Source organism: Achromobacter piechaudii NBRC 102461 (assembly GCF_001571245.1).
GTDB lineage: Bacteria > Pseudomonadota > Gammaproteobacteria > Burkholderiales > Burkholderiaceae_B > Achromobacter > Achromobacter piechaudii.
Genome location: NZ_BCTK01000001.1, coordinates 44,573 through 58,216 on the forward strand (window position 1 = coordinate 44,573; position 13,644 = coordinate 58,216).

Sequence of the window (13,644 nt, forward strand, 5' to 3'; positions counted from 1 at the left end):
TTTTCGACTGAAGGAAACTACGTTATGGCTTTCAATCCTCAAGCCGAGCGGGAGCGCCGCAACGCGCTGGCCAAAGAAACCCGCGCCCTGCTGGACAACAACCCCGGCGCAAACTGGAACGCCGACCATCAAAAGAAGTACGACGACAACACGGCGGAAATCGAACGCATTGACGCCTCGATCGAGCGCCATCAAAAGATGATGGACCTGACGGCTGAAAGCGGTCTTCATGACGCCGGCGTGCGTGAGCATGAGACCCGCCCCGGCGCGAAGGGCAACCGCAGTGCCGACGTGGCCCTGTTTGATAAATGGTGCCGTGGTGGCGACAACGCGCTCACCGCCGAGGACTGGACCCAGGTCCGCAACGCCATGAGCGGCAACCCGGCAGTGAATCCGGAGCAGGGTGGCTATACGGTGCCCACCACCGTCGCCAGCTCCATTATCGATACGCTGAAATCGTTTGGCGGCATGCGCGCCGTTGCGGACGTCTTCTCGACCGGCGGCGGCGAACCCATGCAGTACCCGACGAGCGACGGGACGAACGAAGAGGGCGAAATCGTTGAAGAGAACCAGTCTGCAAGCGACGAGGACGTGAGCTTTGGCACGAAGGGCTTGGCGGTTTACAAGTTCAGCTCGAAGGTTGTGACCGTGCCCTGGGAACTGTTGCAGGACAGTTCGTCCAACATTGAGGGCTTCATCACCAAACGTCTGAACACCCGGCTTGGCCGCGTCACCAATCGCCACTACACCGTTGGTCCCGGCACGGCCGGCCCGATGGGCCTGGTCACCGCCGCTACGGTCGGCAAGATCGGCACCGTCTCGGCAATCCCGCTGATCACCTACGACGACCTGGTTGACATCGAGCACAGCGTTGACCCTGCGTACCGCCTGGGCGCCAAGTGGATGTTCCACGACGACATGCTGAAGATGGTTCGCAAGATCAAGGACGACCAAGGCCGCCCCATCTTCGTGCCTGGCTACGAGCAGGGAAACCCCGGTGGCGCGCCGGATCGCTTGCTGAACCGTGACATCCAGATCAACCAGCACATGCCGGTGCCCGCGGCCGCCGCCAAGTCCATCGCGTTCGGCGACTTCAGCCTGTACAAGATCCGCGACGTGATGGCGATCACGCTGTTCCGCTTCAACGACTCGGCCTACGTGAAGAAGGGTCAAGTCGGCTTTCTGGCCTGGATGCGTTCGGGTGGCAACCTGATCGACGTGGGCGGGGCGGTCAAGCTGTTCCAACACGGCGCCGCCGCTTAATCGGCCTCCGCGTGATCGCGTGCCAGCGGGCGAATCCCGCTGGCCTGCATTTTTCAAGGAAAAGTCATGGCACGAAAAGCTACACCCGAAGCGCCGACGGTCAGTGCCCCCCCAGCGCAGCCCGTGGTACCCGTTGCGGCACCCCCAAGCCCTGCGCCGAATTCGGGCGGAGACGACCACGGGGCCAATGCGGCGGCAACAACCCAGGGGCAAGATCCCATCGATCCCCAGGTGTCCACGGATGCGCCCGAAACGCGGAAGTGGGTCAAGGCCTTGGTGCTGCATGACAGCATCTACGGCAAATGCGGCGAGGTACGCGAGTTCGATGTTGAACAAGTTTCGGCGCTGAAAATCGCTGGCTATATCGATCCCCACCCCAAAGCGGTGGAATTTGCTGGAGGTTGATCATGTTGCGCCTGATCACCGCTGCGACGGCTGAACCCGTTAGCTTGGCACAGGCAAAACGCCTCCTGCACATCGACCACGATGCGCTGGACGAAGACATACCCGGCGTTATTTCCGCAGCTCGCGAACTTGTGGAGCGCAGGACGGGCTTTGCATTGGCCGAAGCATCGTATGAATGGACGCCAGCGGGCGGGCGGGAATCCCCGCTGCCAATCTGGCCCGGCGAAACCACGAGTGCGCCGGGAACGGTCCCTGTGTTGTTCACAAGCAAGCCTGGCCCGGCACCTGAGCCGTTGAAGCTTGCGATCGTCATGCTGGTGGGCGACCTGCTCGAAAACCCCGAGGCGGCGGGCGAAAAGGTACTCCATGAGAACCCTGGATTCGCGCGACTCGTCTTTCCCTACACGCGAGTGTTGCCATGACGGCTCGAGAGCGGAATCGCCGAATTCTGGTCCAGCGCCGCTCCGGCGCGACTGATGAAGCGGGCCAGCCCCTGGATGACTGGGAGGAAGCAGGCTCGCTTTGGGCGGGCATTGCGAACGAAACCGGCCTCGGTGCTATTCGGTCAAGCCTGCAAGGCAACGTGTCGCCGTCAATTGCGCGTTACAGCTTTCTCGTGAGCTTCGACGCGGCCAAGGCGGTGGGTATTGATGAGGGAATGCGCGTCATTCACGATGGGACGGTTTTTGAGGTCAAAGGTATTACCCGCGACTTTAGGGACCGAATGAGGGCATTCGTGATCTGCGAGCAGGGGGGCAACGATGGCTAACGGCATTCAGGCGAAGTTCGACACTTCCGGCTGGGCTGCTGGTCTTGATCGGCTGCTAGGTCCGGCGCGCGTCAGTTTGGCGCGCTCCATGGCCGTGGCTGGCGGCGAGGTGTTGCGAGACGAAGCCAAAGCGCGGATCAACACGCATAACGGGGTGTTGGCCAATGCGATTTACCTTGCGTTCCGCGACAAGCACTCCACGGAAAGGGAGGTGCAGTACGCCGTCACCTGGAACAAGAGCAAAGCGCCACACGGCCACCTGATCGAGTTCGGGCATTGGCAGATTTACGCGGTGGTCCGAAAGCCTGACGGAACCTTCGTCACGGACAAACGCCGCAAGCTGTCGACCCCGAAGTGGGTGCCAGCATATCCGTTTCTTCGACCGGCATACGAGGCAGCATCGCAGCGCGCACGAGCCGCCATGGTCGAGCGCGGCCGCGAGCGTTTGCCGCAATTGTTGGCAGCGCAAGAAGGGGTAGGCCATGAGCCTTGAAGGCAAGCTGAAGGCTGTTTTGGCGCCGCTGGTGGCAGGTCGCCTGTTCCCGGACGTTACGCCAGACAAACCCGAGTTCCCGCTGATCGTCTATCAAGGCGTTGGCGGGTCTGAGCAGTGGTATGTCGAGGGAAAGCGCCGCGAGAAGCGGCATCAACGCGTCCAGATCCATGTTTGGGCCACTTCGCGCCTGGAGGCATCGGGCATCGCAGATTTGATCGGAACAGCGCTCTGTGAAAGTGGCTTTCCTGCCGTAGAGCCCTACGGCGCACCCAGCAGCCTCTACGAAGAGGCGATCAAGAAGTACGGAACACGCCAGGATTTCGGTATCTGGTATCAGCCCTAAGCACCGAAATATTCAACTCTTTGCCCGGCCTTGAGCCGGGTTTTTTTATGAGGAAACGCAATGTCTTCCATTTTTGTCAATGGCACGCAGTTTCGCGTGTCCAAGACCCTGGGCGCGCCGATCCCGATCACTGCGGTCACCAATGGGGTCGATCCCGAAGCCTCCACCGCAACACCGCCGGTCGATGGTGACGTTCTGGTCATCAGCTCTGGGTGGCCTGCGCTTGATGAAACGGTATGGCGCGCCGCTGCGGCCGACGCCACTGGTTTCACGATGGAGGGGGCCGACACGACCGTGCAGAAGCTGTATCCGACGGGCAAGGGCGCGGGCGCCTATCGAAAGGTCACAGACTGGTTCAGCCTCGACCAGATGCAGGATGTGCAGATCACGGGCGGCGAGCAGCAGAACTACCAGTACCAGTACGTCGAGGACCCGCGCAGCCAGCAATTGCAGAAGCCGACCTTCAAAACGCCGGTGGTGCTTACCTTCACCATGGACTACGACCGAAAGAAGGAATGGTACGGCGAGCTGATCGCAGCCGACATCCTGAAGGCGCCTGTAGTCGTAGAAGCAGTCTATCCAGACGGAAGCGTCGTCTACTACTACGGCTACCCGTCCTTCAACAAGAACCCGGTCGGCGGCGTGAACACCAACCTTCAGAACACGTTTGTTCTGTCGCTGCGGGCTGACACCACCACCTACGAAGGCGCGTAATGGCATTCATCATCAAAGCAAATCCGACGATTGACGCCACCGTAACTATCGTCGGTCAAGGCCGCAAACAAAAGCTCGCGGTCACCTTTCGCCACAAGACCAGCGACGAGTACGAAGCGCTCATGAACCGCCTCAAAAGCGACGAAATTTCGACTGCTGAATTGCTGGTCGAGTTGATCGCACAGTGGGACGCTGACATGCCGCTGGAGGAAGCGTCGATTTCAGTTTTGCGCCAGCACCAGCCCGGTGCAGACCTGGCGATCATGCAAGCCTACAACCAAGCCTTGCAGGTTGAGCGCGAAAAAAACTGAAGTCGGCGGTGGCGGCCTTCTATTGGGAGCCGCCATCCGCCGATGCCTTGGCATTGGCCGGCATTAGGTCACGGCCTGCGTTGTTTCGGCGGCCCACTGTCGAGCTTTGGCCCGAGCACGCTGACGCCTTCAGTGTCTTCATCCGAAATTGCACTCAATGGCGCATGGGAAACGGCGGGCCTATTGGCCTGGATTACGTGGCCGTCCATGCCGACCTCGCGTTGTATGGGATCGAGCCAGCGAAGCGTCCGGGGGTAATGAACGTCGTGCGGCAAGTCGAACGCGCTGCGCTGGAACTTCTTCATAAGAGCTAAAAATGGCACAGGACAGCATCGGGACCGCGCGGTTAGACATCGTTGTCGACACCACGCAGTTCGACACCGCCATTGCTGCGGCGAAGCGCGGAACCAGCGGCATGTCGCAGGCCGCGCAATCGGACTACGCCAAGCTGACCGCTGCGGAGAAGCGGCGAGTTGACGCCCTAGTCAATCAGGCGAACACCATTGAGTACAGCCGCAAGCAGCAGATCCTGTACAACGCGGCCTTGCGCGGTGTTCCAACTTCTATCCTAGATGAGCTGAAGACGAAGCTGACCGCCACGGGAACGGCTGCCGCTGTCGCCGGCAAGCAGTTGAATCAGTATGGGATAAGCGCTGCACAGCAGGCCGCAGCCATGCGCGGCGTTCCTGCCCAGATGACCGACATCATCGTCTCCCTTCAGGGCGGGCAACAGCCGCTAACCGTCTTGTTGCAGCAGGGCGGTCAGCTGAAGGATATGTTTGGAGGCGTGGTGCCGGCGGCGCGCGCGCTGGGTGGCGCTCTCATGGGGCTGGTCAACCCTTACACATTGGCGGCAGCGGGCGTTGCGGCGCTGGCCGTGGCGTACGCGAAGGGGACATCGGAAGGCCAGAACTTCCGTGAGGCACTTATTCTCACCGGCCATGCCGCAGGGTTGACGGCCGATAACCTGATCAGCCTGGCGCACGGGCTTGGTGAAATCACCGGCAGTCACTCGCGAGCGGTGCAGGCCTTGAACGCGGTAGCGGCTTCTGGAAAGCTGTCAGGGTCCGCGCTACGTGATGTGGCGCTCATTGCTGCGGAATGGCAGCGCGCGACCGGTGCGGAAATCGAGAAGACTGTTGAAGTGTTCTCCAAGTTGGGGAAAGACCCTGTTGCGGCGGTTGTTGACCTCAACGAGCGCTATGGGATCTTAACCGGCGCAATTTACGAGCAGGTCAGAGCACTGACCGAACAAGGCCGCGCACAGGAGGCGGTAGAGTTGGTCGCGCGCCAAGCGGCGACCGAACTTACGAGCCGCACGGCAGCACAGAAGGCCAACCTCGGGACGCTCGAATCGGCATGGAACAAGCTGGGCTCTGCCGCCAGCTGGGCTTGGGACAAGATGCTGGACATCGGCCGAGAAAACACGGTCGATGAAACCCTTCGGGGCCTTGAGCGTGAGGTTCGGCAGCGTGCGGAGAACATCCGCATCGCTGCCGAAGCTGGCGCCACGATCAGCGACAAGGAAAGGCAGGGCCTCAAGAACGCCGAGGGGCGCCGTGACGCGCTTATCGCGCAGAAGAAAGAGGCAGAGGACGCGGCCAAGGCTCAGGCCGAGTTGGTCCGGATCAACCGCGAGGCGATCCAATCCCGCCTTGAAATCTCAAAAATTATCGACGAAGGGGCGTCCAAGGCTGAAAAGCGCAAGAAGGCGCTGAAGGACTTAGATGACCAGATTGCTAAGGCCCAGAAGGACGGCACCACGTTGTCCGCATCGGACATTAAGGCGGCGCGCGAGGCAATCGATCGTCGCTTTGAGGATAAGAGCGCCAAGAAGCCATACACGGACGATAGCGCAACCCGCCTGCTGGCCGAGTATGCGCAGGCCGAAACTGCGCTGCGGGCCCAGCTGACCACGCAGGAAAAGCTGGGAGCCTGGGAAAAGCGCCGCTTGGAGTTCGAACAACAAATCTCGGACCTCAAGACCAAGAAGACGCTCACGGCAGACCAGAAGAGCCTGCTTGCGCAAGAAAGCCAGTTGCGCGTGGCGTTGGAAAAGAACGTCGCTGCGGAAAAGTCGGTTCGTCTTGCGCAAGAGGCGGCACGCGTGGAAGTCATGCGCGCCGGCCTGAGTTCGTCCCGTGAGGTCGAGCAGCGCCAGTACGACGATCAGCTGGCCGCCATCGGCATGGGCGACCGCGCGCAGGAAGAACTCCGCGCCCGCCAGTCCATCGTGCGGGATTACCAGCGGCAGCTGGACCAGGCCACCCGCGATAACACGGTCGGCAAGACATCGGACGAGACGTACCGGGCCGAAACGGCTTTGCTTGGCGAGCATCTGCGCCAGCGCATGGAAATGCAGCAGGCGTACTTCGACAACGTGCGCAAGGCACAAGCGGATTGGAAGAGCGGCGCCAAGTCAGCGCTGGACAACTATCTGAACTCTGCTGCGGACGTAGCGGACCAGACCAAAGGCATGTTCTCCAGCGCCTTTCAGGGGATGGAAGACGCAATTGTCCGGTTCGCCACTACGGGCAAGCTGTCGTTCCGCGACTTCGCGACGTCTGTGCTTGCGGATCTAGCGCGCATTGCCACTAGGCAAGCCATTGTGGGTATGGTCGGCAGTCTGGTCGGCACCTTGGGTGGCGGCGCAGCAGGCCTAGGGAGTGCGACAGCCGCTGATGTGGGTGCCGCAGGGGGCGGACTTATGTTCCTTGACGGCGGTGGCTACACCGGGGATCAGCCGCGCGATCAAATCACGGGCTTGGTGCACGGGCAAGAGTACGTATTGAATGCCGCCGCGACCGCGCGGATAGGTCGCGGCACGCTTGACGCTATGAACGCGGGTGCTGGGTTGTCTTTTTCTGGCTTTGAGGGCGGCTTTGTTGCGCCCTTGATGAACTCATCCCCCTCAGCCAGTGCGGGGCAACCGCCACGGATAACCATCTATAACAACGGCACACCGCAGGAATACACGGCCGAACAGTTGACCCGTGAGGATGTCGTGTTAATTGCGCGTGACCAGGTCTTTGCGCAGGGGCCCCAAATGATCGAGTCGCAACTTGGTCGGCCCAATTCGAGGGCCGCGCGCGCTATGACGAAGAACTTCAAGACTGAGCGAAAGCGATGAGCAACTTTCCTGTGATGCCTTTTCGGCCGGTTCAGGCCGGCTATGGACCGAACCTAGGTGACGGCTCGCAGCGTATCGGCCTAGAGGGAGGGAGTGGCCGCTACCGAGCCGGCGTGCAAGGTGCCTCGCATATGGTTCCCGTCACGTACGTTGTCTTCGGGGAGGAGTACGACGTGCTGATGGGGTTCTGGCGGAACATGCGCCGGTTTGGCGGCGGCCCCTTCCATGCGGACTTGGCCATCGATAGCAGCACCAGCCGAAGGTATGTCGCGCATTTCATGCCAGGATCGGCACGGCCGGTGCCAATCGGCGGCAATGGTTGGACAGTAACGTTCCAACTGGAGGTTGACTCACTGCCTGAGTTTGATGATGCCACCCTCGATTACTGGGGATCGCTGGTCATGATGTTGGCCATCTACGGCAGCATTTCGGCCGCGAAGGAAATACTGGATCTGCTAGCGAAGCTAGTGAACGAGGACCTGCCCCATGCTTGACGACAACGACGCCCAATACATCGACTTCTATTTCGGCGCGCCACAAAGCATCGCCGAGCTGGAAACTCTGGAGATCAGCCAGCCCGACTTTTCGCAGGTATGGCGCCTTCAGACGCGCTATCGCGAAGGGTTCTGGGCGCGCTTGGAGACCGGCGAGTTGGTCTTTTGGCAGTACGTGCCCATGCGGATGACGCAATTGGCCGACCGCGGAAACCTGGACTTCGGGATATCGGTCACGCTGGGCGACCTGGGTGAGATCCTGCCGGACGAAATCGCCCGCGCCCGTCAGGGCGGCACGCTGCGCACGATTCCCGCCACAGTGCGCTACCGCGCCTACCGTTCGGATGACCTGGAAACGCCTATGGTCGGGCCGATAACGCTGCAGGCGCGAAAGATCACCAGGAACCGCGACGGTGCGCAATTCGACGGCATGGCGCCGCAGGCGAACGTCACGAAGACCGGGATGCTGTACCGGACTGACCTGTTCCCGATGTTGTTGGGGTACCTGTGAGCATCGACTTCTTGCTGGGCCGGGCCTACGACCGAAAGACATACAACTGCTTGCATTTCGCCGCTGACGCTTGGGAACATTTGACGGGAGACCGGCGCTTGCACCAAGTCAAGGAAGAGGACTTGGCTGCGGGCCGGCTGTCGGCGCTGTTTCGCAGCATGCACAAGCTGATAGGCCCGTCGGTGCTGCCCTCCATCGCACTCATGGAAACGCTTCAAGGCGAGGCCCATATCGCCGTGTGTGTGCGTGGACGGTTGCTTCATATAAACGAATCGGGCGCTTCATTCTTCCCGGTTGAAGCGCAAACGGCCCTCTATCGCAACATGAGGTTTTACGCATGAAGACAGTTCACCTTTACCGGGCGCCTGACGGGAAGCGCGAGACGCACGAAGTGGTCGACTTGAATGCCTTTCTGAAGGCAAAGCTTGGGCCAAGGTTGCCAGCGGGTTGCCGAATTGCTGATATGGAAACCGGGCGTTCAGTCCGGCCCATGAAGCCCTCAGACATCGCCGAACTGCGTGGGCTGCCTGGTCCGTTCGTCGTGGAAGCGTATCCGCTGGGGCCGACATTCTTGCCAGCGCTTGCCGTGGCGCTGGTGACGACCGCTGCGTCCATGATTTTGACGTCGATTCTGGCGCAAGACCCTCCGAACCAAACCGCGCGCAACGTCCAGAAGGAATCGCCGAACAACGGCCTTTCTGAGCGCACGAACCAGGTGCGCGTCAACGGCAGAGTACCGGACATCTATGGTCAGGTCCGATCGACCCCGGATATGCTTGCTCAGCCCTATCTGATGTTCGAGAATCATGTGGAAAAGGAGGTCGCGTTCATGTGCGTGGGGAGAGGTGCGCACCAGGTGCACGATGTGCGCGACGACACCACCCTAATCGCCGAAATCCCAGGGGCATCGGTTGAGGTCTATGCGCCGTTCACGTCACCGAACAGCGGCCATACGCCGCAGCTCCGGATCGGGAACGCTATCAATTTGCCGGTGACGGCCGCCAAGCGCGCGAACAGCGTGAATGGGCAGACGCTGCAAGCTCAGGACTATGGCAGCGTCATCCGGCGTGGCATGGTGTTCCGCTCGCCCAACGAAATTGTTTCCCAGGATGCCGATCTCGACTTTTCTGAGTTGTTCATTCCGGGGGACGTGATCACGGTGCAGAACGCTGCGCAGACGCAGGGCACGTTTTCCTACACGCCCGAAGACGGCGCAGAATTGCGAGTTGAGGACACGCTAACGCCTACTTGGGGTGAAGTGATCTTTTCGGGTGATCATCGGGCCGACTGGGGCGCCGGTCAGATCCTGACCTTGACTAACGGCGTGGTGACGTGGACCGGAAACTCAGGCGGCGATGCCGATTTGCCATATGGGGCCAGCAGCAACGTCGCAGGCATCTACGGCGTGCTGTCTGTCGTGTTCGATAGCTTTGGCGATGTCACGACTATCCGACTCGATGTTACGCAGAATTTCTCGGCGTGGCGGGCCTTTCGAGGCGCACCGACGGCGGTGACGGGTTCACCCGTGCTGACGCGACCCTCCGGGGTGGTTCAGTTTGACCTATCCGGAAACTACACGGTCACCACGGTCACCAGTTCGCTGCTCACGCTCAATAACCCGGCAGGCGTGAACCCGGCCTGGACGGTGATGCAGACCGGCTATGGTGGGCAGTCCGTCGTTATGAACCCAACGATCAGCACGACGGGGGAGCGCTGGGTGGGGTGGTTCAGCGTGGAAAGCGTGCGGCCTATCAGCCGCATCATCTCCAACGTGATTGCGCTCAATGGCCTGTACAAGGACAACGGGCGCCAGCAATATAGTCGGGATGTGTTGTATCGCATCGAGGCCCAGCGGGTCGATGCAGGAGGCGCCCCTTATGGGGTCGTGCTGACGTTCGAACGGACCATTATGGGGTCTGCGGTTACGCGCTCAGTGCGGGCGGATACCTTGGACGCGCAGCTTACCGGCCCTCCCAGCACGCGCTGGCGCTTCAGGGCCAGGCGCCTGACGAATTCCGACACAGATTTCGAAGGCTCCGTGGTTGACGAGATCAAGTGGCGAGATCTATATGCCTGCTCGCCAGTCGGCCAGGCCCACTTCGGCGATGTGACGACGGTGCAATCGGTTACGTTGGCGACGGACGGCGCACTGGCGGTCAAGGAGCGCAAGCTCAACTTGTTGGTCACGCGCAAGCTGCCGCAGCGGATTTCTGGATCAACCTTCACGAGTGAGTTGTTTCCGACAACGAATGTCGCGGACATCATATCGGCAGTGTGCCTGGACCCTCTCATCGGCAACAGGCGGCTGGCCGAGGTGGACTTCGACAACATCTATGCCACAGCACAGGAGATCCGCGACTATTTTGGAGTGGACGTCGCGCGCTTCGATTACACCATCGATAGCGACAACCTTAGTTTCGAGGAAACGCTGTCGATGATCGCGGATTCGGTCTATTGCAGGGCCTATCGTCGCGGCAGCGTTATCCGGCTGTTCTTTGAACGCGCGACGGAAGATTCGACCGTCTTGTTCAACCATCGCAACAAGCTGCCTGGGTCTGAGCAGCGCACCGAGGGCAGCGACGAAGAGTATGACGGCGTGGAATTCCAGTGGATTGATCCGGCGAATGACGCCCCGGTGACGATATATCTGCCGGCGGACCGCTCGGCCGTCAATCCGCTCCGGGTCGAGTCTGTGGGCGTGCGGATGGCAGCGCAAGCCCACATTCATGCCCATCGGCGCTGGAACAAAATCCGCTATCACGATGAATCGACAGAATTCGATGGGTTGCCGGAGGCGAACCTGCTGCGGGTCAGCGAGCGCATATTGTGTGCGGACAACACCTTGGCTCAGAGCCAAGACGGTGACATCGTGGACGTCGACGACGAGAACGGGCGCTTGGTGACTCTGTCCCAGCCCTTCGACTGGGGCGCCGGGCCCTACGTGATTTTCCTTCAGGGAAGCGACGGCCGCGTAGAAAACATGGGTGTAAGCCCTGGCGGCGGTGCACGGCTGGCGCTGCTGCACCGTGCCCCGCGCATGCCCATCATCTGCCGCGGAGAGGGCTACAACGCGACGGGCTACATCATCACCGAGGCCAGCGACACGCGGACCGCTAAGGCGTTCATTTTGACGGAGAAAGATGTGCCTAATGACGACGGTTCAATCCCTTTGAAGGCGATTAACTACGACGCCAGGTACTACCAGAATGATCGTGATTTTCTGCTCTAGAAGTTCTTCCCCCTACAAACCCCGCAAAAGTGCGGGGTTTTTTTTGTGAGTTCGCAATGGCTGGATTTCTTACCAAGCAGGAATTGCTCAACGGCAGTGTGGATGCTGGCACGTTGGGCGAATTTGCGAACGGCGCAGTTGGTGCGCCGAACGTAAATCGCGCTGGCAGCGACGTTAAGAACCTGCAAACACTGCGTGTAGAAGCGCTGGACGCTGCATTTGCTGCGGCGGATATCAAGACCTATCTGACGAAGGCGGCCATGCAGGCCGATACGGGCAGGCCTGTGCCGAGCACCGGCAGGGTAACAAAGGATCCGATTTTGTCGAACAACGGTGACTATGTCTGGAATGGCTCGGCTTGGCAGTGGTCCGAGATCCAGCCTGCCAGCACGCTATCGCTTCAGGCAGTTCGTGTGCAATCCGACGATAACTCGGGGCGGGTTCAGTCACTGGAATCTCTGACTTCTGAGCAAGCGAAGATCGGAGTCGATGAATGGGCTTTCGCCCATATCGAAGAGAACACTGGAAAACTGCTCTTTGGGATGGATCGCAACGCAAACCTTCGCGCGACTGGCAGCCTGAAGGTGGACGGAGCTATTCAGGCTGATGGCATTGCAATGGGAACGCCTACGGTAGGCGACTGCTTGGAAGCAAATGTTGGCGAGGGTGATAGGGCTATTAGCCTCTGGACTCGCGCTGGGGCCCGTTGGCAAATGACGTCGGCGACGGAGTTTGAGAAGGTCTATGACCCTGCGTGGATTCCAGAATTGCAGCGGCAGGTCGATGAACTTTCGCAAGCGCCCTCCTTGGCAGGAAGCGGGCTACAGCGACTTGTCTTGCGTTGCTCTAACGTGGCTCAGGATGTGAATTTGGTTGTCGCGGGCGACAGCATCGCATGGGGGATTGGCGCGTCGAATACCGGGCCGTCTGGACCGCGCAATCAGCGACTTGATGATCCGCGCTCAACGTTGACCGCCAAATCCTGGGTGAACCTTTTACGGTGTTACCTTGGGCGGCGCTACTTGGCTGTGCCGGTGGATGCCGAGCCTTTGGTGGAAATTGCGCCAGGGGCTATCGAAGGTGGATCGGGTTCGTTTTCTCAAGTCCAGATCGCCGCCTTTTCCGACGCGTTCTTCGTTGACCTGCGGGACGGTGGCGGCGTACCAATTCCGAGGCAGACGGTGGCAACTGTCGCGCCTGCGGTGGCGGCTGCCGCGCTGATAGTTCCGCCATTGGGATATGTCGAGTTCGACTGCCTCGCTGTAGGCTTTGATTTGATGTACGGCAAAGTCGCTGATTCCACGTCGAGGATGTTCACCGTTTCGGTGGACGGTGTGCTGATCGCTCAGCAGGAGTTCAACGATGCGGTGGCAGGCTGGGGGAACACCCTAGCGGTCGCGCTGCCCGCCTATCGATTGTCCAGAGTCCGGATTTCCAACGCCGCCAGTGTGGCGCTGCCGTTGGAAGGCATGCGGCGGAACAAAGTCATCCGTGTGGTGAACCAAGGAATTAGTGGCACATCTTCTGCATCCTGGTTGCCATCGGCACCCAATGGTCGACGGCTCTTGGTGGACGGCGTGCCGGTAAGCGCCACCGACATTGTGCTTGCCTTGGGTACGAACGATCGAATTGGCTCCGCTACGCCGGCCAACACGACCTGGCACCAAAACAACATGGCGCAGGTCCTTAGCTGGCTTGTAGCAAATCGCTCAAGCTTGTCGGTAACTCTGTTGGCTGGCTATGCCACTCTGGATGAAGAGGGGATGGTTTATCAGCAACGAGACATAGCGCGGTGTCAGCAGAATTTGGCCCGCATGTTTGGAGTCAGTTTCTTGAACTTATACCCCCAGATGCGAGACGCCATTGAAGACGGGCAGCAGATCTTCAGTGGGTCTGATTTGCTCCATCCCAATGATGCGGGGCATGCACTTGTGTTTCGCATCATCAAGCAACACGCTGAACTTTTCAATGCGAGGTAA

General features: G+C 60.2%; 15 protein-coding genes. All 15 read left to right on the forward strand.

All coding sequences use genetic code 11. The features are described 5' to 3' along the window. The first annotated feature begins 24 nt into the window (after window positions 1-24). The 15 genes from API01S_RS00280 (at window position 25) to API01S_RS00345 (ending at window position 13,644) form a co-directional block, all read left to right on the forward strand. Complete coding sequence (locus API01S_RS00280; protein WP_061302545.1) at window positions 25-1,263, forward strand: phage major capsid protein; 1,239 nt, start codon at window positions 25-27, stop codon at window positions 1,261-1,263. Window positions 1,264-1,329: 66 nt separating this feature from the next. Then, window positions 1,330-1,668: a hypothetical protein gene (locus API01S_RS29100; protein WP_156487035.1), complete on the forward strand. Its 339-nt coding sequence runs from the start codon at window positions 1,330-1,332 to the stop codon at window positions 1,666-1,668. Between the two features lie 2 nt (window positions 1,669-1,670). Next, on the forward strand, window positions 1,671-2,090 hold the full coding sequence (locus API01S_RS00285; protein WP_061302546.1) for a head-tail connector protein: 420 nt from the start codon (window positions 1,671-1,673) through the stop codon (window positions 2,088-2,090). Then, window positions 2,087-2,437, forward strand: coding sequence for a head-tail adaptor protein (locus API01S_RS00290; RefSeq protein ID WP_061302548.1), 351 nt, complete (start codon window positions 2,087-2,089; stop codon window positions 2,435-2,437). Before API01S_RS00285 ends, API01S_RS00290 begins: the two co-directional genes overlap by 4 nt. After that, on the forward strand, window positions 2,430-2,930 hold the full coding sequence (locus tag API01S_RS00295) for an HK97 gp10 family phage protein (protein ID WP_061302551.1): 501 nt from the start codon (window positions 2,430-2,432) through the stop codon (window positions 2,928-2,930). The genes API01S_RS00290 and API01S_RS00295 overlap by 8 nt, the downstream gene beginning before the upstream one ends. Further along, the gene (locus API01S_RS00300) at window positions 2,920-3,276 is read left to right on the forward strand and encodes a DUF3168 domain-containing protein (protein WP_061302553.1); all 357 of its coding nucleotides are present in this window, start codon (window positions 2,920-2,922) and stop codon (window positions 3,274-3,276) included. The genes API01S_RS00295 and API01S_RS00300 overlap by 11 nt, the downstream gene beginning before the upstream one ends. 60 nt (window positions 3,277-3,336) lie before the next feature. Further along, window positions 3,337-3,990 carry a phage tail protein gene (locus tag API01S_RS00305; protein ID WP_061302555.1) on the forward strand — a complete coding sequence of 218 codons (654 nt, stop codon included), beginning with the start codon at window positions 3,337-3,339 and terminating at the stop codon, window positions 3,988-3,990. After that, window positions 3,990-4,301 (forward strand): phage tail assembly chaperone, encoded by a 312-nt coding sequence (locus tag API01S_RS00310; protein ID WP_061302558.1) that lies wholly within the window; start codon window positions 3,990-3,992, stop codon window positions 4,299-4,301. The genes API01S_RS00305 and API01S_RS00310 overlap by 1 nt, the downstream gene beginning before the upstream one ends. Window positions 4,302-4,309: 8 nt before the next feature. Next, window positions 4,310-4,615, forward strand: coding sequence for a DUF1799 domain-containing protein (locus API01S_RS00315; protein WP_061302559.1), 306 nt, complete (start codon window positions 4,310-4,312; stop codon window positions 4,613-4,615). Between the two features lie 2 nt (window positions 4,616-4,617). Further along, on the forward strand, window positions 4,618-7,431 hold the full coding sequence (locus tag API01S_RS00320; protein ID WP_061302562.1) for a phage tail tape measure protein: 2,814 nt from the start codon (window positions 4,618-4,620) through the stop codon (window positions 7,429-7,431). Next, entirely contained in the window at window positions 7,428-7,925 is a 498-nt protein-coding gene (locus API01S_RS00325) for a hypothetical protein (RefSeq protein ID WP_061302564.1), read from the forward strand. The genes API01S_RS00320 and API01S_RS00325 overlap by 4 nt, the downstream gene beginning before the upstream one ends. Continuing rightward, a complete protein-coding gene (locus tag API01S_RS00330; RefSeq protein ID WP_061302566.1) occupies window positions 7,918-8,436 on the forward strand; it encodes a DUF1833 family protein in 519 nt (172 codons plus the stop codon). Before API01S_RS00325 ends, API01S_RS00330 begins: the two co-directional genes overlap by 8 nt. Further along, the gene (locus tag API01S_RS00335; RefSeq protein ID WP_061302568.1) at window positions 8,433-8,777 is read left to right on the forward strand and encodes a hypothetical protein; all 345 of its coding nucleotides are present in this window, start codon (window positions 8,433-8,435) and stop codon (window positions 8,775-8,777) included. Before API01S_RS00330 ends, API01S_RS00335 begins: the two co-directional genes overlap by 4 nt. Continuing rightward, window positions 8,774-11,665, forward strand: a complete 2,892-nt coding sequence (locus tag API01S_RS00340; RefSeq protein ID WP_156487036.1) for a host specificity factor TipJ family phage tail protein — start codon at window positions 8,774-8,776, stop codon at window positions 11,663-11,665. The genes API01S_RS00335 and API01S_RS00340 overlap by 4 nt, the downstream gene beginning before the upstream one ends. Window positions 11,666-11,721: 56 nt before the next feature. After that, entirely contained in the window at window positions 11,722-13,644 is a 1,923-nt protein-coding gene (locus API01S_RS00345) for a GDSL-type esterase/lipase family protein (RefSeq protein ID WP_061302572.1), read from the forward strand.